Here is a 24,652-nt window from a genome sequence, read left to right on the forward strand (position 1 = left end):
CACTGTGGGCGCTGGCTTGTGTAGGCGCTGGCTTGCCAGCGAAGGCGCCAGCCGATTCGCTGCAAGGCGCAACGGCCTCTTCGCCGGCAAGCCGGCTCCTACATGGAGTGGTGTGCTCAGTTGCCGCTTTCGTTGCGTTTGCTGCTCACCTCTGCCGGTACGTCATCGCCGGCCATGCGCTTGCGGAACAGCGCCGCCCGGGCCAGCAGCAGGGTGGTCACCGGCACCGTGATCGCCAGCAGGATCGGGATCAGCCAGGCGTGCAGCACCGGCCCGGACTTGAGCGCCGAAAAGTACAGGATCGAGGCCAGGGCCACGGTCCAGGAGCCCATGGTCGAGGCCAGCGCCGGTGGATGCATGCGCTGGAAGTAGCTTTTCATGCGCAGGATGCCCAGGGCGCCGATCAGGGCGAACAGGCTGCTGATCACCAGCAACAGGGCCACCAGCACTTCCACCCAGAGGGGCAGTTGTTCCAGGCTGTTCATTCGATCACCTCGCCGCGCAGAAGGAATTTGGCCAGGGCGAAGGAGCCGACAAAGCCGAACAGGGCGATCAGCAGCGCCGCCTCGAAGTAGGTGTCGCTGGCGTAGCGGATGCCCAGCACCAGCATCATCAGCATCGCCAGGATGTACAGGTAGTCCAGGGCCAGAACCCGATCCTGGGCCGAGGGCCCCTTGAACAGGCGCACCAGGGTCAGGACCATGGCCAGGGAAAACAGGAACAGGCTCAGCAGGATCGCGTTGGTCAACAGCACGCTCATTCGAAAATCTCCATCAGCGGGCGCTCGTAGGTCACCTTGAAGTGCTGGATGAATTGCGCTTCATCCTGCAGATCGAAGACGTGCAGCAAGAGAATGCTGCGGTCCAGCGACAGCTCGGACCAGACCGTGCCCGGCACCACCGTGGTAATGGTGGACAGCGCCGCCAGGCCATTGGCGTCCCGCAGGTCCAGGGGAATCTTGACGAAGGCCGAACGCACCGGGCGGCGCCCTTCGTTGAGCACGCCCCAGGCCACGATCAGGTTCGACACCACCACGTCGCAGCCAACCCGCAGCAGCAGGCGCAGGATGGTGCCGGGGCGGCGGATACGGATCGGCAACGGCCGCAGCGGGCGCATCAGCAGCGGCGCGAGAAAGCCCAGGATGGCCCCCAGCAGCAGATTGCCGGGGCTGACGGACAGGTTCAGCACCAGCCACAGCAGCCACAGCGCCAGGGACAGGAAGGGAGCGGGGAACAGGCGCTTCATGGTTGCACCTCCGTCGCTGCCGCGGCCTTGGACTCGGGGCTGAGCACGGTGCGGGTGCCCAGTACCGCCATCACATAGTGCTCCGGATGATTGAGGCTGTCGGCCGTGGCCTGGGTGAAGCGCAGCAGCGGCTCGGCCTTGAAGCTGAGCAGCACGCAGAGCCCCAGCAACGCCACGATCGGCACGCATTCCAGACGCCGCAACACCGGTGAAGGTCGCTCCTCCGGGCTCCAGAAGCGCTGGATGCCCAGGCGCGCAAAGGCGATCAGCGAGGCCAGGCCGGAGAGGATCAGCAACGCCAGGAAACACCAGCCCGCCAGCGGGATCGGCGTGTCGCTGCTTCCCAGACCCGTGGGGTTGAGCAGGGCGGCGATCAGGTTGAGCTTGCCGATAAAGCCCGACAGCGGCGGCATGCCGATGATCAGCAGGGCGCAGGCAATGAAGCTCAGGCCGAGGAAGGCCATGGTCCATGGGATCACCTGGCCGACCACCACTTGCTGTTCGTCGTCGAGGTTGCTGCCCCGGGGAGGGGGGAGGCCTTCCATGGGCCGCGGGAGGATTTCGCCTTCGTCTTCCAGGGGCACTTCCACCGCCGAACGCGAGCGCTCGATCAGTTCCGCCAGGAGGAACAGCGCGCACAGCGCCAGGGTCGAGCTGAACAGGTAGAACAGCGCCGCGCCGGTAAGGGCCGGCTGGGCGAAGCCGATCACCGCGATCAGGATGCCCGCCGACACCAGGATGCTCAGGCTGGCCATGCGCTCCAGGCGCTGGGCCGGAAGAATCGCCAGGGCCGCGCAGAAGATCGTCGCCATGCCGCCGTAGATCAGCCACTGGTTGCCGAAGTAGGCCGAGGCCCCGGCCTGCCCGGAAAACAGCAGGGTCCACAGGCGCAGCACGGTGTAGATCCCGACCTTGGTCATGATGGCGAACAGTGCCGCCACCGGGGCGCTGGCCGAGGAATAGGCCGGCACCAGCCAGAAGTTCAGCGGCCACATCCCGGCCTTGGCCAGGAAGGCGATGGCCAGGATCGCCGTGCCGGCGTGCAGCAGGCCGCGGTCGGCTTCCGGCACCAGCGGGATCTTCATCGCCAGGTCGGCCATGTTCAGGGTCCCGGTGACCCCGTAGATCATTGCCGTGCCGATCAGGAACAGCGACGAGGCCAGCAGGTTGATGGTGATGTAGTGCAGCCCCGAGGACACCCGCGCCCGGCCCGAGCCGTGCAGCATCAGGCCGTAGGAGGCCGCCAGCAGCACTTCGAAGAACACGAACAGGTTGAACAGGTCGGCGGTGAGGAAGGCGCCGTACAGGCCCATCAGCTGGATCTGGAACAACGCATGAAAGCTGGCCCCGGCGCCGTCCCAGCGGGCCATGGCGAACAGCAGCGCGCTGACCCCGATGATTCCGGTGAGCACCATCATCAGCGCCGACAGGCGATCCACCACCAGGGCGATGCCGAACGGCACCTGCCAGTTGCTGGGCAGGTACACGCCGAAGGAACCGGTGGCGCCCTGGGCCTGGGTCCAGTACAGCAGGTAGCAGGCCAGGCCCAGGCCCAGCAGGCTGGAGAGCAGGTTGATCCGGGCCTTGAGCGGACGGTGTTTTTCCCCCAGCAGCAACATGATGGCCGCGGTCAGCAGCGGCAGGAGGATGGGGGCGACGATCAGGTGCGACAACGAACTCATTCCTTGGGCTCCCGGCCGTCGACGTGGTCAGTGCCGGTCAGGCCCCGGGACGCCAGGAGCACCACCAGAAACAGCGCGGTCATGGCGAAGCTGATGACGATGGCGGTGAGCACCAGGGCCTGGGGCAGCGGGTCGGTGTAGTGCAGCAGGTCCTGGGGCACGCCGTCCTTGACGATCGGCTCCTTGCCGATGAACAGGCTGCCCATGCTGAAGATGAACAGGTTGACCGCGTAGGACAGCAGGCACAGGCCCATCACCACCTGGAAGGTCCGCGGGCGCAGGACCAGCCAGACTCCGGAAGCGGCGAGGACCCCAATGGCGATTGCGATGACTTCTTCCATCAGGCGGCTCCGCTCTTGATCAGGGATTTGGACTGGCTGGCTGGCTTGTGGGCCCGCACCGACTGGTGCGCCAGGGCGGTGAGGATCAGCAGGGTCGCGCCCAGCACCACCGCGTACACGCCAATGTCGAAGAACAGGGCGCTGGCGACATGGATATCACCGAACAGCGGCAGGTCCACGTGCACCGTGTGGGTGGTGAGGAACGGGTAGCCCCAGGCCAGGGCGCCGAGGCCGGTGGCCAGGGCGAACAGCAGGCCGGTGCCCATCCAGCGCAGCGGCCGCAGGCTCATCTGCGCCTCGACCCACTGGGTGCCGGCCACCATGTACTGGAGGATGAAGGCCACCGACATCACCAGCCCGGCGACGAAACCGCCACCCGGCAGGTTGTGCCCGCGCATGAACAGGTAGAAGGACACCACCAGGGCGATCGGCAGCAGCAGGCGCACCAGCACCGCCGGCACCATCATGAAGCCCAGGGCGGTGTCGCTGGCCTGGCGCGGGTTGACCAGATCGGTGACCACGTCCGGGGCCAGCAGGCGCTGTTGCGCCGGCAACTGCATGCTCTCCTTGGGCGGGCGGAAGCGACGCAGCAGGGCGAACACGGTCAGGGCCACGGCTGCCAGCACGGTGATCTCGCCCAGGGTGTCGAAGCTGCGGAAGTCCACCAGGGTCACGTTGACCACGTTGGTGCCGCCGCCTTCAGGCAGGGCGCGGCTGAGGTAGAACGAGGAAATATCGTTGGGCGTGGGGCGGGTCAGCATGGCGTAGGACAGCACCGCCATGCCCAGGCCGACGGCGATCGACAGGCTCAGGTCGCGCAGGCGGCGGATGCGCGCCTTGGGCAGGCTGCTGGGCAGCGGCGAGACTTCTTCGATCCGCCGCGGCAGCCAGCGCAGGCCAAGGAGGATCAGCACCGTGGTCACCACTTCCACCACCAGCTGGGTCAGGGCCAGGTCCGGCGCCGAGAACCAGACGAAGGTCACGCAGGTCATCAGCCCGCAGACGCTGACCATGGTCAGGGCCGCGAGACGGTGATACTTGGCCTGCCAGGCGGCGCCCAGGGCACAGGCGATGGCCAGCAGCCAGAAGGTCACGAAGACGATGGAGCCGGGGATCTTCGGCCGGTCGCCCCAGGTCAGCTGGCTGTAGAGCATGGGAATCATACCGGTGATCACCGCCGCCAGAATCAGCAGGAACAGCTGGGTCTGCAGGCGCTTGGTGCTCAGCCGCCGCTCCAGACGCCGGGCCAGGCGGGTCATGCCCACCAGGCTGCGTTCGAACAACAGCTTGCCGTTGAGACGGCCCACCACCGGCGGGTAGGGGAAACGCCCCGCCACCAGCGGCTTGTGCAGCAACAGGTAGAGCACGATGCCGCAGGACATGGCGATCAGGCTCATGATCATCGGCGCATTGAGGCCGTGCCAGATGGCCAGGCTGTACTCGGGCAGGGTGCCGCCCACCACCGGCCGCGCGGCAGCGGCCAGCAGCGGCCCGATGATCTGCGCCGGGAACATGCCCACCAGCAGGCAGGTGAACACCAGCAGCTCCACCGGTGCGCGCATCCAGCGGGGCGGCTCATGGGGCGTGTGCGGCAGGTCGGTGGCCGGCTCGCCGAAGAACACGTCCACGGTAAAGCGCAGGGCGTAGGCGACGCTGAAGGTGCCGGCGATGGTGGCGATCACCGGCAGGGCGATTTCCACCCAGGCGCTGGAATTGATGAACACCGTCTCGGCGAAGAACATCTCCTTGGACAGGAAGCCGTTGAGCAGCGGCACCCCGGCCATGGAGGCGCTGGCCACCATGGCCAGGGTCGCGGTGTAGGGCATCAGCTTGATCAGGCCGTTGAGCTTGCGGATATCGCGGCTGCCGCTCTCGTGGTCGATGATCCCGGCGGCCATGAACAAGGACGCCTTGAAGGTGGCGTGGTTGAGAATGTGGAACACCGCGGCCACCGCCGCCAGGGGGCTGTTGAGGCCCAGCAGCAGGGTGATCAGCCCCAGGTGGCTGATGGTGGAGTAGGCCAGCAGGCCCTTGAGGTCGTTCTGGAACATCGCGCAGTAGGCGCCCAGCACCAGGGTGCAGGCCCCGGCGCCGCTGACGATGTAGAACCATTCTTCGGTGCCGGACAACGACGGCCACAGGCGGGCCAGGAGAAACACCCCGGCCTTGACCATGGTCGCCGAGTGCAGGTAGGCCGAAACCGGTGTTGGCGCCGCCATGGCGTGGGGCAGCCAGAAGTGGAAGGGAAACTGCGCGCTCTTGCTCAGGGCGCCCAGCAGGATCAATGGCAACAGGATCGGGTAGAGCGCGTGGGCGCGGATCTTGTCTCCGGCAGCTAGCACCTGATCCAGGTCGTAGCTGCCGACCACATGGCCGAGCAGCATGACCCCCGCCAGCAGGCACAAGCCCCCGGCACCGGTGACCATCAAGGCCATGTAGGCGCCGCGGCGGGCGTCGGAGCGGTGGTGCCAGTAGCCGATCAGCAGGAACGAGAACAGGCTGGTGAGCTCCCAGAAGAACACCATCTGGATCAGGTTGCCGGAGATCACCAGGCCCAGCATGGCCCCCATGAACGCCAGGAAGAAGGCGAAGAAGCGCGGCACCGGATCTTCCGGCGACATGTAGTAGCGCGCATACAGCGCCACCAGGCTGCCGATGCCCAGCACCAGCAACGAGAACAGCCAGGCGAAGCCGTCCAGGCGCAGCACGAAGTTCAGGCCCAGGCTTGGCAGCCAGGTATATTCCTCACGGATAATCCCGCCGTCGGCGATCTGCGGGTACAGCAACGCCACCTGGATGGTGCCAATGAGTGCCACCAGGCCAGCCAGCAGAGATTCCGTGTTACGTGCGTTGTGCGGCAGCAGGGCCGCCAGACAGCTGCCAATGAATGGCAGAAGCAGTAGAACTATCAGGGACATAGGCTTCTAATCTGCGGAAAAGTATGACGCATAATACGTGCCAGGCCCCCGATCACCAACCGCCATGGGCGGCTCGGCCCCCCTAAGAAATGTTACATGCGCTTTCAAAGGTAGGAGACAAATGCCGGATGCGCCCGCTCACCGGGTGCTGCAAGGCCAACGCCCTGCCCAGGTCAACCTGCAGCAAGGATGGATAACGGTGCACCTCATACAAGGAACGACCATGGGTCGGATGATTCGACGCGGATGTTTCGCTTTACTGTTCACCGCCTTCGGTGCGGCGCTGGGCATTGGCCTGGAGCATTACCTCCAGCGTCCCGACATGCTCCAGACCCGCCAGGCGCTGATCATCGAAGGGCCGTTGGGCGATGAGTCCAGCTACCGGCTGCCGCCGGGCACGGTGCTTTACTTCGACCGCGCGCTGGCCGAGGGTCATGCGCTCTACCACGCCTATTTCTACTTCCACGGTACGCCCGAGCATGACCCGGTACGGCTTGAGCCCAAGCACCGGGGTTCGCTGACCGCCCCGACCTGGCTCTACGCCCCCGGCGACCCCGTGTTCTAGGCGCTGGCTTGCCAGCGAGGGAACCTGCCGGATCGCTTTCGCCGGCAGCCGGCTCCTACATGTCCCTGCGATATCCCTGCCAATCGTAGGCGCTGGCTTGCCAGCGAAGAGGCCCGCAAGACCGTTTTCGCCGGCAAGCCGTCTCCTACACACCGTCCGCTGTCTGGTCGGTCAATGCCGGCGTGGCCCGGCCCTTGGGCTTCCATTCGCTGATGATCACCGCCAGCACGATCAAGGCGCCCCCCAGCAGCGCCAGCCCCGGCAAACGTTCCCCGGCGATCCGCCCGACAATCCCGGCCCACACCGGCTCACCGGCATAGATCAGGGTGGCGCGGGTCGGCGAGACGCTTTTCTGTGCCCAGTTCATCGCCACCTGGATCGCCGCGCTGGCCGCCCCCAGCCCCAGGGCGCTGGCCAGCAGCAGCCAGGAAAACTCCGGCAGCGCCTCGCCGGTCGGCAGCACCATGGCAAAGGCCAGCAGCGAGGTGACCGCCAGTTGCACCACCGTCACCCGGCGCACATCCACCCGCCCGGCGAAGCTGCTGATTAGGATGATTTCCGCGGCAATCGCCACGGTGCTGATCAGGGTGGCGATCTCCCCGGGGCTGAAGTCCAGCGACGCGCCATTGGGGCCGGACAGCAGCATCAGGCCGGTAAAGGCCAGCATGATGCCCAGGCTCGGCAGCAACCCCGGGCGCTTGCCCATGAACAGCCACTGCAGCAGCGGCACGAAGGGCACATACAGGGCCGTGATAAATGCTGACTGGCTGCTGGGAATGCTTTGCAGGCCCACCGTCTGTAGGCCGTAGCCGAGCATGATGGCGGTGCCGATGAAGGTCCCGGCGCGCAGTTCGAATAGGGTCAGCCCGCGCAGGTGGCGCAGTGAAAACAGGGCGACGATGCACGCCGCCGCGGCGAAGCGCAGGCCGACGAAAAACATCGGTCCGCTGACGCTCATGGCGTGCTGCACCAGCAGGAAGGTGCCGCCCCAGATCATGGTGATCAGCACCAGCACCGCTTCGGCCCTGCTGAGTGGGAAGCGCATTGCGCGGGAGGGCGTTGAAGTCATGGCCTTGCGTGCTACCTGAGGGGGGACGCACAATGCGCCGGAAGCTGGGCAGTATACTGCGCAGGCCCGGAGAGCGAGCAATATAGTGCACAAAGATAACGTCCAACGGGCTTCGGTCCTGCAACATGTCAGCCTCAACGTGCGACGCCTGCGCCATGCCGCAGGCCTGAGCCAGAGCGCCCTGGCAGAAAAATCCGCCGTCAGCCGGCGGATGCTGGTGGCCATCGAGGCCGGGGAGAAGAACGTCAGTCTCGGCACCCTGGACCGGGTCGCCGAGGCCTTGAACGTGGCGTTCAGCGACCTGATCCAGGCCCCGGATTCCCGGGACCCGAGCCGCATCAACGAGCTGGCCTGGGCCGGCGTCATCCCCGGGAGCAAGGCGCTGTTCCTGGCCAAGGCCGAGGCCAGCCGTGAAGTGGAACTCTGGGAGTGGCAACTGGAGCCCGGCGAGGTCTATCACTCCGAGTGCGACACCGTCGGCTGGAGCGAGCAGATCTATGTCTTCCAGGGCTGCCTGACGCTGTTCTTCGGCGACGCCGAGCGGCGCCTGGAAAGCGGTGATTTCTTCATGTTCGCCAGTCACGTGCCCCACGGCTATCGCAACGACGGCCCCCTGGCCACGCGCTTCGTGCGCAACGTGGTGTACTGATCGCCCTGGCGTGCCGGCCACTGTTGGCCAGCCAACAGCGGTTGGACATTTTGCCTGTTTTCAGTTGATGCCTTTTCTTTGGAAGTGTCATCAAGTCATTGAAATAAAAGGTTTTTATATTTAGGCACGACTCCTGCAATTGTCCTGATAGCGAGCGCCCGAGCGGTGTTCATCTTGATCTTCAGGACGTGGAGTCGGCCCATGACAGCCCCAGCCCAACCCTTACCCAATGCCCACCTGATCCGCAGCGATGCCGAGGCCATCAGTGTCGCCCGGGACCTGGCCCAGCGCTTTGCCGTGGAGGCCGCGGTGCGCGACCGCGAACGGCGCCTGCCGCGGGCCGAGCTGGACCAGTTCTCCGCCAGCGGCCTGTGGGGCATCACCATTCCCCGGGCCTACGGCGGCGCCGGGGTGTCCTATGTGACCTTGACCGAAGTGATCAAGATCATCTCCGCCGCCGATCCGTCCCTGGGCCAGCTGCCGCAGAACCACCTCGGGGTGGTGGACATCCTGTTGCAGACCGCCAGCGAAGAGCAGAAGCAGCACTACTTCGCCAAGGTGTTGCAGGGCTACCGTTTCGGCAATGCCTTTTCCGAAGCCGGCAGCAAGCATGTCGGCGCTTTTGAAACCCGGATCCGCTTCAGCGGCGAGCAGGCGCAGATCGACGGCGAGAAGTTCTACTGCACCGGCGCCTTGTTCGCCCACATCGTGCCGACGGTGGCGGTGGACGAGCACAACCAGGCGCACATTGCCTTTATCGAGCGCGACAACCCCGGCCTCACGGTGATCGACAGCTGGGACGGCTTCGGCCAGCGCACCACCGCCAGCGGCGGGGTCAGCCTCAAGGCGGTGCAGGTGCCGCGCAGCGCGGTGATCCCGGCCCACCGGGCCTTCGACCAACCCACCGCCGACGGCCCGATCTCGCAGATCATCCAGGCCGCGGTGGACACCGGCATCGCCGTCGCCGCCCTGGAAGACGCCAAGCATTACGCCCGGCAATCGCGGCCGTGGATCGACAGCGGCCTGGATCACGGCTGGCAGGACCCGTTCACCATCGCCGCCATCGGCGACCTGGAATGGCGGGTGCACGGCACCGAGGCGATCCTGGTCAAGGCCGCCGAGGCGGTTGATCAGGCCCTGGCCAGCCCCAGCGAAGACAGCGTCGCCCAGGCCTCCCTGGTGGTGGCCCAGGCCAAGGTGCTGTCGGCGGAAAACGCCTTGCTCGCCGCCAGCAAACTGTTCGAGCTGGCCGGCACCCGCTCGGTGTCGGCCAAGTACAACCTCGACCGCCACTGGCGCAACGCCCGCACCCACACCCTGCACGATCCGGCGCGCTGGAAATACCACCTGATCGGCAACTTCCTGCTCAACGGCGTCAAGCCGCCCCGTCACGCCTGGAACTGAAAGGACACCGCCATGAACGCATTGACCCAACCCGACAGCCCCCAGGCTGCCCTGGCCGCCAGCGGCGAGCAGCTGCAACGGGCCCGCGACCTGTTGCAGCGGACCCTGGAATTCGTTCGCCAGCAAGCCCGGCCCTGGTCCGGCAGCGGCCTGAGCAAGGCCAGTGACGACCCCTATGTCATCAGCCGCTTCGGCGACCTGCAGATCCGCATCGAGGTGGCCGCTGCCCTGCACGAGCGGGCCCGGCAGCGCCTGCAACAAGGCCAGGAACCGGCCGAAGTCACCGTCGCCTTGGCCGAGGCGGCGATTGCCGCCGGCGAAGCCCTGCTGGCGGCGAGCAACGCCGAGTTCGAACTCACCGGCCAGCGCAGCCCCCAGCCCCCGGCCCTGCATGACCCGTTGCGCTGGAAGTATCAATTGGTCGGCAACTACCGCCTCAACGGCGTGCTACCTCAAGGTTTCAGGAGTGCTGTGTGATGTCCCGTGAAATCCGCCTCAATGCCTTCGACATGAACTGCGTCGGACACCAGTCGCCGGGACTCTGGGCCCACCCCCGGGACCGCTCCTGGCAGTACAAGGACCTGGAGTACTGGACCGACCTGGCCAGGATCCTCGAAAAGGGCAAGTTCGACGGGCTGTTCATCGCCGATGTGCTGGGCATCTACGACGTCTACAACGGCAATGGCGAGGCGGCGATCCGCCAGGCGGCCCAGGTGCCGGTCAATGATCCGCTGCAACTGATCCCGCCCATGGCCCTGGTCACCGAACACCTGGGCTTCGGCCTCACCGCCTCGCTGTCGTTCGAGCATCCGTACCCCTTTGCCCGGCGCCTTTCGACCCTCGATCACCTGACGAAAGGCCGTGCCGGCTGGAACATCGTCACCTCCTACCTGGAGAGCGGGGCGAAGAACATCGGTCAGCAGGCCCAGACCGAACACGATGCGCGCTACGACTACGCCGAGGAATACCTGGAGGTCTGCTACAAGCTCTGGGAAGGCAGTTGGGAGGAGGGGGCGGTGCTGCGTGACCGCGAGCGGCGGATCTTCAGCGACCCGAGCAAGATCCACGAGATCCGCCACGTCGGCAAACACTTCCAGGTGCCGGGCATCCACCTGTGCGAGCCGTCGCCGCAGCGCACCCCGGTGCTCTACCAGGCCGGGGCGTCCAGCCGCGGCAAGCAGTTCGCCGCCGAGCACGCCGAATGCGTGTTCGTCGCCGCGCCGTCCAAGGTGCTGCTGAAAAAGACCGTGGCCGACATCCGCCGCCGCGCGGCCGAGGCCGGGCGCGACCCGTCGAAGATCCTGATCTTCAACCTGCAGACGGTGATCCTCGGCGAGACCGACGCCCTGGCCAAGGCCAAGTTTGAGGAATACAAGTCCTGGGTCAGCTACGAGGGCGCCATGGCGCTGATTTCCGGCTGGACCGGTATCGACTTCAGTCGCTTCAAGCCTGACGAGCCCCTCAAGCACGTGCACACCAACGCCATCCAGTCGGCGGTGGAAGCCTTCTCCACGGCGGACCCGAACAAGGTCTGGACCCCCCACGAACTGGCCGACTGGGTCGGCATCGGCGGCTTTGGCCCGTTGTTCGTCGGCAGCCCGGAAACCGTGGCCGACCTGCTCCAGGAGTGGGTCGAGGAGACGGATGTCGACGGCTTCAACCTGGCCTACGCCCTGACCCACGAAACCTTTATCGACGCGGTTGATCTGCTGGTCCCGGAGCTGCAGAAACGCGGGGTGTACAAGACCGAATACGCCCCCGGCACCCTGCGGGAAAAACTCTTCGGCGCCGGCCCGCGCCTGCCCGAAAGCCACCCGGGCAACGCCTGGCGCAACCTGGGCGAGCAACGCCAAACACCCGCGCAACGCGCCCGCGCCTGACCCAACCCCTGTAGGAGCTGGCTCGCCAGCGAAAGGGCCCGCAAGACAGGCGTCGGATTCAGCAACGCCTTCGCCGGCAAGCCGGCTCCTACCAGGGAGCCGTCCAATTCCGGTAGGAGCTGGCTTGCCAGCGAAAGGGCCCGCAAGACAGGCGTCGGATTCAGCAACGCCTTCGCCGGCAAGCCGGCTCCTACCAGGGAGCCGCCCAATTCCGGTAGGAGCTGGCTTGCCAGCGAAGAGGCCCGCACGACCTGCGTCCCAGGGCCAGCCCCGTTTATTTCCAGCCAGCGGACCACCGCACGCGTTTGCCAAGTTGTCGAGGTCAATTCATGAGCGTGCATGAACTCAAGCGTCCGCCCACCACGGATGCGTCAGCCCCCGAGGACCGCTTGCAGTTGAGCGGTGCCCTGGAACAGTTGCGGCACTGGGCCCAGGCCCGGCCGTTGGACAATGCCCTGCGCCACAAGCGCCACGGCCATTGGTACGCCTGGCGCTGGATCGATGCCCTGCGCGATGTCGAGCGTCTGGCCGACGGCCTGCGCCAGCAAGGCCTCGACTCGCAGTCCCGGCTGGCCCTGAGCGGGCCGTTCGAGCCGGACCTGTTGCTGCTGGCCCTGGCTGCCCGGAGCCTGGGCGCCGAGGTGCTCAGCCTCGACCCGGAGCTGGCGCCCGAGGCCCTGCGCCAGGCGCTTTGGCGCCTGCAGCCGAGCCACGCCTTCGTCCACTCGCGGCGCCAGGTCCTGGCCTGGGTGGCCGCCGGGGACCAGGGCCCGGCCCCGGGGCTTTTGATCGCCGGGCAAGCCTTGCCGCGCCTGCCCGCCGGGGTGCGCCAGCCGCTGCTGTGCTTTGCCGACTTGCTCGGCCCCAGCGAAGCGCCCCAGCGCCAGCTCTATTGGCGCCATCCGGCCACTGCCGAGCAGCTGTGGAGCGAAGAGGGCACGCAATGGGCGGCGGGTCTGCAGGTGTTGCTGGAGCACTGGCTGAACAGCGGCCACAGCCTGGCCTTCCCCGAAACCGCGGCATCCGCCAGTCGCGACCGCCGCGACGTGGCGCCCAGCGGCCTGCTGCTGTCGCCGCCGCGCCTGCAGCAGCTGGCGGACGAAATCGAAAGCCGCCTGGCGCCTCCCGGCAGCTGGCGCCGGCGCCTGTGCGAGTGGGTCATCGCCCATCCTCGCCGGCCACTGCCCCGGCTGCTCAAGCAACGGGTGCGCCGGTTGCTGGGCTTTGCCCGCCTGCAGTTCATCTGGCAGCCGGCGCCGTCGCATGCTCACCCCTCAACCCCGGCCTGGATCGCCGAATTCAAACGGAACATTGCATGAGCCCCAGCGAACCCATCCTGCAAGTGCGCGCCGTGTCCCTGTCGTTCAAGGGGGTCAAGGCCATCAACCAGCTGTCGTTCGACGTGCGCCGTGGCGAAATCTGCGGCCTGATCGGACCCAACGGCGCCGGCAAGAGCTCATTGCTCAACCTGCTCAACGGGGTCTATCGCTTCGACAGCGGGGCGATTGTCTTCGACCGCCAGAGCTATTCGCGCATCGACCCGCTGAGCGCCGCTCGCCGTGGCATTGGCCGGACGTTCCAGAACAATGCGCTGTTCAAGAAGATGAGCGTGATCGACAACCTGCTCACCGGCCTGTCGCGGCATTCGCGCACCTACCTGATCGAGCAGGCCCTGGGCTTGCCCCGGGCCCGGCGCGAGGCCGCGACCTTCCGCCAACTGGCCCAGGGCATCCTGCAGTTTCTCGATTTGCAGGCACTGCGGGATGTCCCGGTGGGCAACCTGTCCTACGGCCTGCAAAAGCGCGTGGAGCTGGGGCGGGCGCTGATCGCCGGGCCCAGCCTGCTGTTGCTGGACGAACCCCTGGCGGGCATGAACGCCGAGGAAAAGCAGGAAATGGCCGGCTTCATCGCTGACATCAATCGTGACCTGGGCACTACCGTGGTGTTGATCGAGCACGACATGGGGGTGGTCATGGAGCTGTGCCACCACGTGGTGGTCCTGGACTACGGGCGCAAGGTGGGCGATGGCACACCGGCCGAAGTCCAGGCCAATCCCGACGTGATCGCCGCCTACCTGGGGGTGGTGCACTGATGAACTTCTTCCTCGAAACCCTGCTCGGCGGCCTGCTGGCCGGGACCCTGTACTCCCTGGTGGCCATCGGCTTCGTGCTGATCTACAAGGCCAGCGGCGTGTTCAATTTCGCCCAGGGCGCGATGCTGCTGTTCGCCGCCCTGACCTTCGTCAGCCTGCACGACCAGGGCGTGCCCTTCGCCCTGGCGCTGCTGCTGACGGTGCTGGTGATGATCATCGGTGCCTGGCTGATCGAGCGCCTGGTGCTGCGGCCCCTGGTCAATCGCTCGCAGATCACCCTGTTCATGGCCACCCTGGGCCTGTCGTTCATCATCGAGGGCCTGGCCCAGGGACTGATGGGCTCCCAGGTGCGCGCCCTGGACCTGGGCATCGACGACGTGCCGCTGTTCCTCGGGCCGTTGATGGTCAGCCAGTTCGACCTGATCGCCGCCGCGGCCGCCCTGGTGCTGGTGACGGTGCTGGCACTGCTGTTCAACAAGACCCGCATCGGCATCTCCCTGCGGGCGGTGGCCGACGACACCACGGCGGCGCTGTCCATCGGCATCAACCTCAACCGCATCTGGCAGATCGTCTGGGCCGTGGCCGGGGTCGTGGGGCTGGTGGCCGGGCTGCTCTGGGGCGCGCGCCAGGGGGTGCAGTTCTCGCTGTCGCTGGTGGTGCTCAAGGCGCTGCCGGTGCTGATCATCGGCGGCTTCACCTCCATCGGCGGGGCGATTGCCGGGGGCCTGATTGTCGGTGCCGCCGAGAACCTGGCGGAGGTCTATATCGGCCCGCTGATCGGCGGCGGCATCACCCCCTGGTTCGCCTATGTCCTGGCCCTGGCCTTCCTCTACATCCGTCCCGCCGGCCTGTTCGGCGAGCGGGCCATCGAGCGAGTGTGAATTGATGTCCATCCCCCTGACCCGGCAAACCGCGCCGCTGCTGCTGGTCCAGCGCCGTCTGCCCCTGGGCCTGAGCGGCCTGTTGCTGTTGACCTGCGGCGTGGTGCCCCTGGTTGCCAACGACTATTGGCTCAACGCGATCCTGATTCCCTTCCTGGTGCTGTCCCTGGCCGGGCTCGGGCTCAACCTGCTGACCGGCTACACCGGCCAGACCTCGGTGGGCGCCGCCGGCTTCATGGCGGTCGGAGCCTTTGCCACCTACGGCTTCGTGCTGCGCCTGCCAGAGCTGGGGCTGCCCGTGGCGCTGCTCGGCGGGGGCCTGATCAGTGCCCTGGTGGGCTGGCTGTTCGGCCTGCCCAGCTCGCGGATCAAGGGCTTCTACCTGATGGTCACCACCCTGGCGGCGCAGTTCTTCCTGGAGTGGCTGTTCGTCAAGTTTCCCTGGTTTTACAACTACGGCTCCTCGGGCACCATCTCGGCGCCGCAGTTGAGCCTGTGGGGGCATGACCTCAATACCCCGACCGGGCGCTACCTGTTGACCCTGGTGGTGGTCCTGCTGCTGACCCGGGTGGCGCAGAACCTGGTGCAAAGCCAGGTCGGGCGCAACTGGATGGCGATCCGCGACATGGACACCGCGGCCGCGGTGATCGGCATCCCGGTGGCCCGCTACAAGCGCCAGGCCTTTGCCGTCAGCTCGTTCTACCTGGGCATCGCCGGGGCGCTGTGGGCCTTCGCCTACCTGGGCACCGCCAGCGCCAGCAGCTTCGATATCAATCGTTCGTTCCAGATCCTCTTCATCATCATTATCGGCGGCATGGGCAGCGTGGCCGGCAACTTCGTCGGCGCGGCCTTCATCAGCCTGCTGCCGATCTTCCTCAGCCACGCCGGGCAGTGGCTGCTGGGCGGGGCGGTGGACGCCGGGCAATTGCAGAACCTGCAGAAAATCATCTTTGGCGTGCTGATCATCCTGTTCCTGATCAAGGAGCCCGAGGGCCTGATCCGCCTGCTGAGCAACCTGCGCGAGCGCCTGCGGCACTGGCCGCTGCGTTTCTGAAATTCCACTCAAGACCTAGAGAGACAACATGCGTGCATCCTTGAAAGCTTCCCTGGCCAGTGCGGCCTTGCTGCTGTCCGCGGCGCTGACCCCGCAGGCCCAGGCCGCGCCGGACCAGCAGTTCTTCCCCCTGGCCACCTACCGGGTCGGGGCCTATGCCTCCAGCGGGGTGCAGGTGTGGGCCGGGATGATCGACTACCTGAACTACATCAATCAGGTGGAAGGCGGGATCAACGGGGTCAAGCTGGTGTGGCAGGAATGCGAGACCGAATGGACCGCGGAGAAGGGCATCGAGTGCTACGAGCGCTTCAAGAAGGGCCTGGACGGCGCGCCGGTGGCGGTCTATCAGCCCAACGGAGCGCCGGCGGCCTATGCCCTGAGCGAGCGAGCCGAGGTGGACAAGATCCCGCTCATTACCCTGGGCTACGGGCGTACCGAAGCCACCGATGGCACGGTGTTCCCCTACAACTTCCCGGTGATGCTGACCTTCTACAGCGAGGCCTCGACCCTGGTGAACTACATCGCCCAGCGCGAGGGTGGGTTCGACAAGCTCAAGGGCAAGAAGATCGCCACGGTCTATCACGACTCCGCCTATGGCCGGGAAACCCTCGGGCCGCTCAAGCTGCTGGCGGAAAAATACGGCTTCGAGAACATCCAGATCCCGGTGGCCGACCCGGGCAACGAGCAATCGGCGCAATGGCGGCAGATCCGCCAGCAGAACCCGGACTGGGTGTTCCTGCGCACCTGGGGCGTGTCGACCCCGGTGGCGGTCAAGACCGCGGCGCGCTTCGGCTTCCCGGTGGATCACATCATCGGCGACATCTGGGCCAGTTCCAGCGAGGACGTGCTGCCGGCCGGGGTCGCCGCCAAGGGCTACCTGGCGCTGACACCCTACCCGGCGGGCAGCGACTTCGAGATCCACAAGCGCCTGAAGCAGTACATCCTCGATACCGGCAAGAGCGACCTCAAGGACCTGAAGAACTTCGGCAGCGTGTACTACAACTCCGGGCTGGTGAACGCCGCGGTGGCGGTGGAGGCGATCCGCACCGCCCAGGGCAAGTTCGGCAAACGCCCGCTCAACGGCGAAGAAGGGCGCTGGGGCCTGGAGCACCTGAACATCGACAACGCCCGGCTCAAGGACATGGGTTACCTGGGGCTGATGCAGAACCTCAAGCTGTCGTGCCGCGATCACGAAGGCGGCGGCGCGGCCCGGGTGCAGCAATGGGACGGGGCCAACTGGACCCTGATCAGCGACTGGATCGCCGCCGACCGCGCGCTGCTGCGGCCGCTGATCGACGAGAAGGCCGCGGCCTTCGCCAAGGAAAAGCAACTGACGCCACGCACCTGCAACGGGGATGACTGAAGCATGAGCCACAGCGCCACGGCCACCGCGGCCGAGCACCTGTTGCAGGTGCAGGACATCGAGGTGATCTACGACGGCGCCATCCTCGGGGTGGCCGGGGTGTCCCTGGACGTGCCCCGGGGGGCGATCGTCGCCTTGCTGGGGGCCAATGGCGCCGGCAAGAGCACCACCCTCAAGGCCATCTCCGGCCTGGGCCGGGCCGAGCGGGCCCAGCTGGGGCGGGGCAGCATCCGCTTCGCCGGGCAGGACCTGGCCGGGGTCGACCCCAGCCGCCGGGTGCGCCAGGGCATGGTCCATGTGCTGGAGGGGCGGCACGTGTTCGGCCAGCTGACCGTGGAGGACAACCTGCGCAGTGGCGGCTTTGTCCGCGGCCTTGGCCGTCGGCAGCTGGCCGAGGATCTGGAGCGCATCTACCACTGGTTTCCGCGGCTGCTGACCAAGCGCCGGGTGCGTGCCGGCCTGACCTCGGGTGGTGAGCAGCAGATGCTGGCCATCGGCCGGGCGTTGATGACCCATCCTACTTTGGTACTGCTGGACGAACCTTCCATGGGCTTGGCGCCTATCATCGTCCAGGAGATTTTTCAGATCGTCGCCCAGCTCAATCGCGAGGCGGGGGTGAGTTTTCTGATCGCCGAGCAAAGCATTAATCTGGCGCTCAAGTACGCGTCCCACGCCTGCCTGCTGGACAACGGACGGGTGGCCCTGTCCGGCACCGCCGAGCAGTTGCTGGCCCGGGGCGATCTGCAGGATTTCTACCTGGGCAAACACTGACCGCGAGCATGCCATGAGCCAGAACCACACCCCACCGACCATCCCGGCCGACCCTGATGCGGACATTCTGATTGTCGGCGGAGGCCTGAGTGGCGCCTTGCTGGCCGCGCAATTGCTGCGCCGGCCGGGCCGGCGGCGGATCCTGGTGATCGAGCCGCGCAACGAACTGGGGCGTGGCGAGGCCTACAGCGCCGTGGAGCTGGGGCACACCCTGAACGGCAACGCCGCGCGCATGAGCGTCGACCCGGACAACGCTGATGACCTGACCCAGTGGCTGACCCGGCACATTGCCGAGGGCGGCTGGCCCGAGTCGGATCGCCAGCATGTGCCGGTCAGCGAACTGTTTCCGCCCCGCGGACTGTTTGGCGTCTATGTCCAGCAGCGGCTGGCCGAGGCGCAAGCGCAGGGCCGGGGGCAGGGCTCCTCGGTGAGCCATGTGCAGGGCGAAGCGGTGGACCTGGAAATCGAACCTGACGGCGTGCTCCTGACCCTGGCCGATGGCCGGCAACTGCGGGGCGCGCGGGCGGTGCTGGCCACGGGCATGTTCCCCGCGGCGCGCACGCCACAGACCCGGTCCAGCGGCCTCAACGCCGCCGCGCTGGACCCCTGGGACGTGGCCGCCATGGCCCGCCTCGATCCCCGGGCGACGGTGCTGATCATTGGCTCCGGGCTGACCATGGTCGACGCCGTGGTGTCCCTGGAGCAGGCCGGGCATCGCGGGCCGATCGAAGTGTTCTCCCGCCATGGGCTGCTGCCGCACGTGCGTCGCCAGCCGCCGGCCTGGGAGGATTTTCTCGCCGCCGACCCGAGCCTGCGCAGCCCCCGGCAGTTGTTCCGGGCGCTGCGGCGCCAGTGCCAGGCGGCGCAGGCCCGGGGCATCGACTGGCAAGCGCCGCTGGACACGGTGCGGGCCCATATCGGGCGCTTGTGGAGCCAGGCCAGCGAAGCGCAGAAACGCCAGTTCGTGCGTCATGTGCGGCCCTGGTGGGAGAGCCATCACCATCGCTCGCCGCCCTTGAGCGCGGCGCTGGTGGCGCGCCTGCAGGAGCAAGGCCGGTTGCGGGTGCATGCCGCGTGCTACCAGGGGCTGGAGGCGGGCGCCGACGGCCGCCTGGCGATCCGCCTGCGCTATCGCGGCAGCCCGGACAGCGTGCGCGTACCGGGCGATGCCCTGATCAACTCCAGCGGCATCGAATACGACTGGCGCCGGGTGGCGCGGCCCTTGCCGCAGCAACTGCTGGCTCGCGGCCTGGTCACCCCCGGTCCGCTGGCCCTGGGCATCAGCGCCACGGCGGACGGCGCCGTGCACGATGCCCGGGGCCAGGCATCCGCGCGCCTGTTTGCCCTGGGCCCGCCGTTGCGCGGCCTGTGGTGGGAAAGCACCGCGGTCACCGACGTCGCCCTGCAAGCCAAGGCCCTGGCCGCGCGCCTGGCCGCATTGCCCTTGTAGCCGCTGCCGCAGGCTGCGAACGGCCCGCAGGGCCGCGGCGCACTAAAGGCTGCTGCGGGTGCTACGGGCGACTGCCAAGCAAGGTCCTGCGGACCTTTGCGCAGCTTCGCCGTGGCTCAGCAGCGGCTACAGGCAATGTCGATCGGGGTTGTGTAGCCGCTGCCGCAGGCTGCGAACGGCTCCGCAGGAGACGCGGGGATCTTGAGGCCGGCCAAGATCGGCGGGCGATCGTCAGGCAAGGTCCTGCGGACCTTTGCGCAGCTTCGCCGTGGCTCAGCAGCGGCTACAGGCAATGCCGATCGGGGGGTGTAGCCGCTGCCGCAGGCTGCGAACGGCTCCGCAGGAGACGCGGGGATCTTGAGGCCGGCCAAGATCGGCGGGCGATCGTCAGGCAAGGCCCTTTGGGCCTGTGCGCAGCTTCGCGGGCTCAGCAGCGGCTACAGGAGGGGGACCCAGCGCTGTTCCTGGGCGGCGGTGCGGATTGCCGCGGCCAGGCGTTCAATTTCCCAGGCTTCAGCGAAATCCGTGCCGTCTCGGCCCTGGCCGCAAAGGGCCATGATCAGTTCGTGAACCTCCAGGGTCTTGAGTTCGTTGTAGCCCAGTTGATGCCCGGGGGCCGGGCTGAAGGCGGCGTAGCCGGGCAGGTCGGGCCCTGCCAGCAGGCGCTGGAAGCCTTTCTGTCCGACCCGGTACAGGCGCAGTTCGTTGAGCCGTTCCTGGTCGAAGGCCAGGGTGCCCAGGGTGCCGCTGATCTCGAAGCTCAGGTGGTTCTTGTAGCCGTGCTTGATCCAACTGCTGCTCACGCAGCCTCGGGCGCCATTGGCAAAGCGCAGCAGGGCGTGGGCTTGATCGTCGACTTCTATGCCGCGACGTTGCTGGCTGGCGCTGTGAACAGGGCGTTGCCGGTGCACGGTCTGGGTGTCGGCGCACACCGCCTGCACCGGCCCCATGAGAAAGCGCGCCATGGCCAGCAGGTGGCTGCCCAGGTCCGCCAGGGCGCCACCGGCGTGCTGCGGGTCGCAACGCCAGGACCAGGGCGAATCCGGGTCGGCCATGAAGTCTTCGCTGAACTCGCCCTGGAAGCTTACCAACTGCCCCAGCTCACCCTGGCCGATCAGTTGCCGGGCGAGGACGATCATCGGGTTGTGCTGGTAGTTGTAGCCGACCCGGGTCACCACTGCGGCGGCCTGGGCCGCGTGGTGCATCTGCCGGGCCTGCTCGACGCTGACCGCCAGGGGTTTTTCGCAGTACACCGCCTTGCCCGCCGCCAGTGCCGCCATGGCCATGGGGAAATGCAAATGGTTGGGGGTGGTGATGGCCACCAGATTGACCCGGGGATCGGCGATCAATCCTTGCCAGTCGCTATGGGCCCGGGCAAAGCCCCAGGCGCCGGCGCAGTGTTCGGCGCGCTGCGCATCGGCATCGGCCAGGGCGGCCAGGTGCAGGCGCACCGGCAGTTCGAACACCGCGCCGACGCTGCGAAACGCCAGGGCGTGGGCCCGGCCCATGAAGCCGGTGCCGATCAAGCCAATGCCAAGTTCGTCCATAACCGCTCCTGCAGAATTATTGTTCTAGGGAGTGCTAGTTATGGAATAAATATTCTTTAATTGCAATTGCTGGAATTAAAATTTCGAGGCGGCCCTGCAGGCGCCGGCTGGCCGGCAAAAGGCGTCGTGAGGCGAGCGCCGGGTTCAAGTGGCTGTTCGTTGGCCAGTCAGCGCCCGCAGGACAAGAAAAAGGCAGCCCGGGGGCTGCCTGTCTGGAGATGCAAGCAGGCCTCAGGAGAGGAAGCCGCCGTCCACGTTCAGCGCAACACCGGTGGTGTAGCTGGAGGCGTCGCTGGCCAGGTACAGCACCGCGCCGGCCATTTCGCTGGGGTCGGCCACGCGCTTGAGGGGGATCTGCGCCAGGGCGGTCTTGAGGATGGCGTCGTTCTTCACCAGCGCCGAGGCGAACTTGGTGTCGGTCAGGCCCGGCAGCAGGGCGTTGCAGCGGATGCCGAACGGCGCGCACTCCTTGGCGAAGACCTTGGTCATGTTGATCACCGCGGCCTTGGTCACCGAGTAGATGCCCTGGAAGATCCCCGGCGAGATGCCGTTGATCGAGGCCACGTTGATGATGCTGCCGCCGCCGTTCTCGCGCATCAGCTTGCCGGCTTCCACCGACATGAAGAAGTAGCCGCGGATGTTGACGTCGACGGTCTTCTGGAAAGCCCCGAGGTCCGTGTCCAGGACGTTGCAGAACTGCGGGTTGGTGGCGGCGTTGTTGACCAGGATGTCCAGGCGCCCGAACTGCTCGCGGATGCCGGCGAAGACCTGGCTGATCTGCTCCATTTCGCCGATGTGGCAGGCGATCGCGGTGGCCTTGCCGCCAGCGGCGATGATTGCGTCGGCGACGTGCTGGCAACCGTCGAGCTTGCGGCTCGACACGATCACATGGGCCCCTTGCTGGGCCAGCAACTTGGCAATGGCCTCACCGATGCCGCGGCTGGCGCCGGAAACGAAAGCGATCTTGCCGTCGAGGTCGAACAACTGAGTCTTGGACATGGTTTTTCCCTGGTTGGGTTGTCGAGCGCCGGGGCGCGGTCAGAGGCTGGATTTGTCGATGACCTGCAGGCTCATCTGCTCCAGCAGCTTGTTCATGTGAATGAACTGCGCGAAGCGTTTGTCCTGGGTCTGGCCGTGGTAGAAGCGGTAGTAGATCTGCTGCACGATGCCGGCCAGGCGGAACAGGCCGTAGGTGTAGTAGAAGTCGAAATTGCCGATCTCGATGCCCGAGCGCTCGGCGTAGTAGTCGACGAATTGCCGGCGGGTGAGCATGCCCGGGGCGTTGCTCGGCTGGCGCCGCATCAGTTGCACCGGCGCCGGGTCGGCGGCTTCGATCCAGTAGGCCAGGCTGTTGCCCAGGTCCATCAGCGGATCGCCCAGGGTGGTCAGCTCCCAGTCCAGCACGCCGATGATCTGCATCGGGTTGTTGGGGTCGAGGATCACGTTGTCGAAGCGGTAGTCGTTATGGACGATGCTCGAGGTCGGGTGGTCGGCGGGCATCTTCTCGTTGAGCCAGGCCTTGACGGTGTCCCAGTGCGGGGCATCCGGGGTCAGGGCCTTCTCGTAGCGCTCGCTCCAGCCCTTGATCTGGCGCTGCACATAGCCTTCGGGGCGGCCCAGGTCGCCGAGGCCGCAGGCGTTGTAGTCGACCCGGTGCAGTTCGACGAAGCGGTCGATGAAGCTCTTGCACAGGGCCTCGGTCTGGCCGGCGTCCAGGCCCAGCTCCGCCGGCAGGTCGGAGCGCAGGATGATGCCCTTGACCCGTTCCATGACATAGAACTCGGCGCCGATCAGCGACTCGTCGGTGCAATGCACGTACGCCTTGGGGCAGTAGGGGAAGCCGTCCCTGAGCTGGTTGAGAATGCGGAACTCGCGGCCCATGTCGTGGGCCGACTTGGCCTTGTGGCCGAACGGCGGGCGCCGCAGGACGAACTCCTGGTCAGGGTATTCCAGCAGGTAAGTGAGGTTCGAAGCCCCGCCCGGGAACTGGCTGATCCGCGGCGTGCCGCTGAGGCCGGGGATGTGGGCCTTGAGGTACGGATCGATCAGGTTGGCGTCAAGTTCCTCGCCGGAGCGAGTACGGGTGGACTGGTCTGTAAGCGCCATGCTTATCCCTTCTGCTTATTCTGGAGGCCAGAGATTATTGGCTAATCTAATGCGCCTACCGGCCGCTCACAATCGCCGCGGGCCTTTATAGGTGCGCGTGTTGCCGGACAATCATTGCTTTTGATACAAGCGTTTGAATTTGCCTCGCCCGGCCGCCAATCCCGCAGGAGCAAGGGCGGTCGAGGCGGGCGGGTAGATCGCGTCCAGCTCCCACACCCGCCAGCGGGGGAGCATAGGCGCTGCTCGGGGCGGTGTCAGTTCGCGGGCGGCAGGACCAGTGGGGTCAGCAGCGGCCGGCCTGCGAAGTGGGCCTGCAGGTTGTGGCCGACCCTCTCCACGGTGTCGCGGCTGGCCTGGGGCGACAGGCCGGCGACGTGGGGCGTGAGGACGACGTTGTCGAGAACCTTGAAGGCGTCCGGGACCTGGGGCTCGTCGTCGAACACATCCAAGGCGGCCCCGGCAATCCGCCGCTGCTGCAGGGCCTGGAGCAAGGCGTGGGTATCCACCACGCTGGCCCGGGCGATGTTCACCACAAAGCCCTCGGGGCCCAGTGCCTCCAGCACCTGATGGTCCACCAGGTGCCGGGTCTCGGCGCAGCCGGGGGTGGCGATCACCAGCACATCCACGTCGCGGGCCAGTTCCACCAGGGTCGGGCAGAAGCGATAAGGCTGGTCCGCGCGGGGCTGGCGGCTGTGATAACTCACCGGCATGTCGAACCCCAGGGCGCAGCGCCGGGCAATGGCCTGGCCCACGGCACCCAGGCCGAGGATGCCCAGGCGCATGCCGGCCAGGGACGGGCGCATGACTTTTGGCCACTGGCCCTGGCGCACCGCGGCATCGGCCTGGGGAATGCCGCGCACCAGGGCCAGCAGCAGGGCCAGGGCATGATCGGCCACCGAGGGCGCGTTGACCCCGGCGCCATTGGTCACGGCGATCCCGCGGTTGCTCGCCGCTTGCAGGTCGACCTGTTCATAGCCGGCGCCGATCACGCAGATGATCTGCAACCGGGGCAGGGCGGCGATCTCCGCCCCGGTCAGGCCCAGGGGGCCGCGGGTCAGCACGGCGTCGATCTGCCCGGCGTGGTCCCGGATCGCCTGGGCCCGGGCTTGCGCAGTGGGCGCCAGGATCAGCTTGAAACCCAGGTCTTCGAGGTGCGGCAGGTAGGCGTTGACGTTTTCAACCAGGACCAGGACGGTGGCGCGCATGGCGTACTCCTCGTGGGTTAGTGGGGCAGGGGTTGGCGCAATTGAAAGAGGTTGCCTTGCGGGTCGATGCCGTCGCAGGCCCGGGCGTTCTTGAATTGCCATTCGCGCTCGGCCTCGTACACCCAACCACCGGCCTTGGCAGCGCGTTGCCGGGCCCGGGCCAGGTCGTCCACCTGGAACAGCGGCTTGCAGGCGCAATCGCTGCGGGGCAGCGGCGGTTCCTGGAGGACGATGCGCGCAGCAATCGCTGGCGGCACCTGAACCAGGGTCAGCTCGAAGCCCTGGTGGGCCAGTTGCTGGTCATCGGCTTGCTGTTCGGTGATGGGCCAGCCCAGCAGTTCGGCATAGAAGCGGGCGAGGGCAGGTGGATCAAGGCTGTAGAGCAGGCAGCCGGCGATCGTCGTGGCGCTCATGGAGGGTTCCATACGGG

Annotated in this window: 23 protein-coding genes and 1 pseudogene; 12 read left to right on the forward strand and 12 right to left on the reverse strand. The window is 66.8% G+C overall.

Annotated features, from left to right (window positions below):
- Window positions 1–116: 116 nt before the first annotated feature.
- From POS17_RS12925 to POS17_RS12950, 6 genes are read right to left on the reverse strand one after another with little or no spacing between them, the layout of a single operon-like run.
- Complete coding sequence (locus POS17_RS12925) at window positions 117–485, reverse strand: Na+/H+ antiporter subunit G (RefSeq protein ID WP_060838912.1); 369 nt, start codon at window positions 483–485, stop codon at window positions 117–119.
- Window positions 482–760: a K+/H+ antiporter subunit F gene (locus POS17_RS12930; protein WP_016962858.1), complete on the reverse strand. Its 279-nt coding sequence runs from the start codon at window positions 758–760 to the stop codon at window positions 482–484. Before POS17_RS12930 ends, POS17_RS12925 begins: the two co-directional genes overlap by 4 nt.
- Window positions 757–1,245, reverse strand: a complete 489-nt coding sequence (locus POS17_RS12935) for a Na+/H+ antiporter subunit E (RefSeq protein WP_060838913.1) — start codon at window positions 1,243–1,245, stop codon at window positions 757–759. The genes POS17_RS12930 and POS17_RS12935 overlap by 4 nt, the downstream gene beginning before the upstream one ends.
- Complete coding sequence (locus POS17_RS12940; RefSeq protein WP_060838914.1) at window positions 1,242–2,927, reverse strand: monovalent cation/H+ antiporter subunit D; 1,686 nt, start codon at window positions 2,925–2,927, stop codon at window positions 1,242–1,244. Before POS17_RS12940 ends, POS17_RS12935 begins: the two co-directional genes overlap by 4 nt.
- Complete coding sequence (locus POS17_RS12945) at window positions 2,924–3,268, reverse strand: Na+/H+ antiporter subunit C (RefSeq protein ID WP_011060906.1); 345 nt, start codon at window positions 3,266–3,268, stop codon at window positions 2,924–2,926. The genes POS17_RS12940 and POS17_RS12945 overlap by 4 nt, the downstream gene beginning before the upstream one ends.
- Window positions 3,268–6,186 (reverse strand): monovalent cation/H+ antiporter subunit A, encoded by a 2,919-nt coding sequence (locus POS17_RS12950; RefSeq protein WP_060838915.1) that lies wholly within the window; start codon window positions 6,184–6,186, stop codon window positions 3,268–3,270. Before POS17_RS12950 ends, POS17_RS12945 begins: the two co-directional genes overlap by 1 nt.
- 223 nt (window positions 6,187–6,409) lie before the next feature.
- Here POS17_RS12950 and POS17_RS12955 point away from each other — a divergent pair, with 223 nt between their 5' ends.
- On the forward strand, window positions 6,410–6,751 hold the full coding sequence (locus POS17_RS12955; protein WP_060838916.1) for a hypothetical protein: 342 nt from the start codon (window positions 6,410–6,412) through the stop codon (window positions 6,749–6,751).
- A 145-nt stretch (window positions 6,752–6,896) separates the two neighbouring features.
- Here the strand turns inward: POS17_RS12955 and POS17_RS12960 are convergent.
- A pseudogene (locus tag POS17_RS12960) lies at window positions 6,897–7,911 on the reverse strand (DMT family transporter).
- Here POS17_RS12960 and POS17_RS12965 point away from each other — a divergent pair.
- The 11 genes from POS17_RS12965 (at window position 7,906) to POS17_RS13015 (ending at window position 19,364) form a co-directional block, all read left to right on the forward strand.
- Window positions 7,906–8,469, forward strand: a complete 564-nt coding sequence (locus POS17_RS12965) for a helix-turn-helix domain-containing protein (RefSeq protein ID WP_060838918.1) — start codon at window positions 7,906–7,908, stop codon at window positions 8,467–8,469. The pseudogene POS17_RS12960 and the gene POS17_RS12965 overlap by 6 nt on opposite strands.
- Window positions 8,470–8,670: 201 nt before the next feature.
- Window positions 8,671–9,873 carry an SfnB family sulfur acquisition oxidoreductase gene (locus POS17_RS12970; protein ID WP_060838919.1) on the forward strand — a complete coding sequence of 401 codons (1,203 nt, stop codon included), beginning with the start codon at window positions 8,671–8,673 and terminating at the stop codon, window positions 9,871–9,873.
- A gap of 12 nt (window positions 9,874–9,885) precedes the next feature.
- On the forward strand, window positions 9,886–10,350 hold the full coding sequence (locus POS17_RS12975) for an acyl-CoA dehydrogenase (protein WP_060838920.1): 465 nt from the start codon (window positions 9,886–9,888) through the stop codon (window positions 10,348–10,350).
- Window positions 10,350–11,753, forward strand: a complete 1,404-nt coding sequence (locus tag POS17_RS12980) for an LLM class flavin-dependent oxidoreductase (protein WP_060838921.1) — start codon at window positions 10,350–10,352, stop codon at window positions 11,751–11,753. Before POS17_RS12975 ends, POS17_RS12980 begins: the two co-directional genes overlap by 1 nt.
- 329 nt (window positions 11,754–12,082) lie before the next feature.
- Window positions 12,083–13,072, forward strand: a complete 990-nt coding sequence (locus POS17_RS12985; protein ID WP_060838922.1) for an AMP-binding protein — start codon at window positions 12,083–12,085, stop codon at window positions 13,070–13,072.
- Window positions 13,069–13,845, forward strand: a complete 777-nt coding sequence (locus POS17_RS12990) for an ABC transporter ATP-binding protein (protein WP_060838923.1) — start codon at window positions 13,069–13,071, stop codon at window positions 13,843–13,845. The genes POS17_RS12985 and POS17_RS12990 overlap by 4 nt, the downstream gene beginning before the upstream one ends.
- On the forward strand, window positions 13,845–14,726 hold the full coding sequence (locus POS17_RS12995; protein WP_060838924.1) for a branched-chain amino acid ABC transporter permease: 882 nt from the start codon (window positions 13,845–13,847) through the stop codon (window positions 14,724–14,726). Before POS17_RS12990 ends, POS17_RS12995 begins: the two co-directional genes overlap by 1 nt.
- 4 nt (window positions 14,727–14,730) lie before the next feature.
- On the forward strand, window positions 14,731–15,780 hold the full coding sequence (locus tag POS17_RS13000) for a branched-chain amino acid ABC transporter permease (protein WP_060841929.1): 1,050 nt from the start codon (window positions 14,731–14,733) through the stop codon (window positions 15,778–15,780).
- A gap of 28 nt (window positions 15,781–15,808) precedes the next feature.
- Entirely contained in the window at window positions 15,809–17,143 is a 1,335-nt protein-coding gene (locus POS17_RS13005; RefSeq protein WP_060838925.1) for an ABC transporter substrate-binding protein, read from the forward strand.
- Between the two features lie 3 nt (window positions 17,144–17,146).
- Window positions 17,147–17,914, forward strand: coding sequence for an ABC transporter ATP-binding protein (locus POS17_RS13010; protein ID WP_060838926.1), 768 nt, complete (start codon window positions 17,147–17,149; stop codon window positions 17,912–17,914).
- Window positions 17,915–17,927: 13 nt separating this feature from the next.
- Window positions 17,928–19,364, forward strand: a complete 1,437-nt coding sequence (locus POS17_RS13015; RefSeq protein ID WP_060838927.1) for an FAD/NAD(P)-binding protein — start codon at window positions 17,928–17,930, stop codon at window positions 19,362–19,364.
- A gap of 437 nt (window positions 19,365–19,801) precedes the next feature.
- Here POS17_RS13015 and POS17_RS13020 read toward each other — a convergent pair whose 3' ends face one another.
- The 5 genes from POS17_RS13020 to POS17_RS13040 all read right to left on the reverse strand — a co-directional run bounded on the left by POS17_RS13020 (window position 19,802) and on the right by POS17_RS13040 (window position 24,635).
- Window positions 19,802–20,911, reverse strand: coding sequence for a Gfo/Idh/MocA family protein (locus POS17_RS13020; RefSeq protein ID WP_060838928.1), 1,110 nt, complete (start codon window positions 20,909–20,911; stop codon window positions 19,802–19,804).
- A 231-nt stretch (window positions 20,912–21,142) separates the two neighbouring features.
- Window positions 21,143–21,910, reverse strand: a complete 768-nt coding sequence (locus tag POS17_RS13025; RefSeq protein WP_060838929.1) for an SDR family oxidoreductase — start codon at window positions 21,908–21,910, stop codon at window positions 21,143–21,145.
- 39 nt (window positions 21,911–21,949) lie between these two features.
- Window positions 21,950–23,017: a phosphotransferase family protein gene (locus tag POS17_RS13030; protein WP_060838930.1), complete on the reverse strand. Its 1,068-nt coding sequence runs from the start codon at window positions 23,015–23,017 to the stop codon at window positions 21,950–21,952.
- 254 nt (window positions 23,018–23,271) lie between these two features.
- Window positions 23,272–24,222 (reverse strand): 2-hydroxyacid dehydrogenase, encoded by a 951-nt coding sequence (locus POS17_RS13035; protein WP_060838931.1) that lies wholly within the window; start codon window positions 24,220–24,222, stop codon window positions 23,272–23,274.
- A 17-nt stretch (window positions 24,223–24,239) separates the two neighbouring features.
- Window positions 24,240–24,635: a VOC family protein gene (locus POS17_RS13040; RefSeq protein WP_060838932.1), complete on the reverse strand. Its 396-nt coding sequence runs from the start codon at window positions 24,633–24,635 to the stop codon at window positions 24,240–24,242.
- Window positions 24,636–24,652 lie beyond the last annotated feature (17 nt).

The sequence above is a fragment of the Pseudomonas sp. Os17 genome, from assembly GCF_001547895.1.
Classification (GTDB): domain Bacteria; phylum Pseudomonadota; class Gammaproteobacteria; order Pseudomonadales; family Pseudomonadaceae; genus Aquipseudomonas.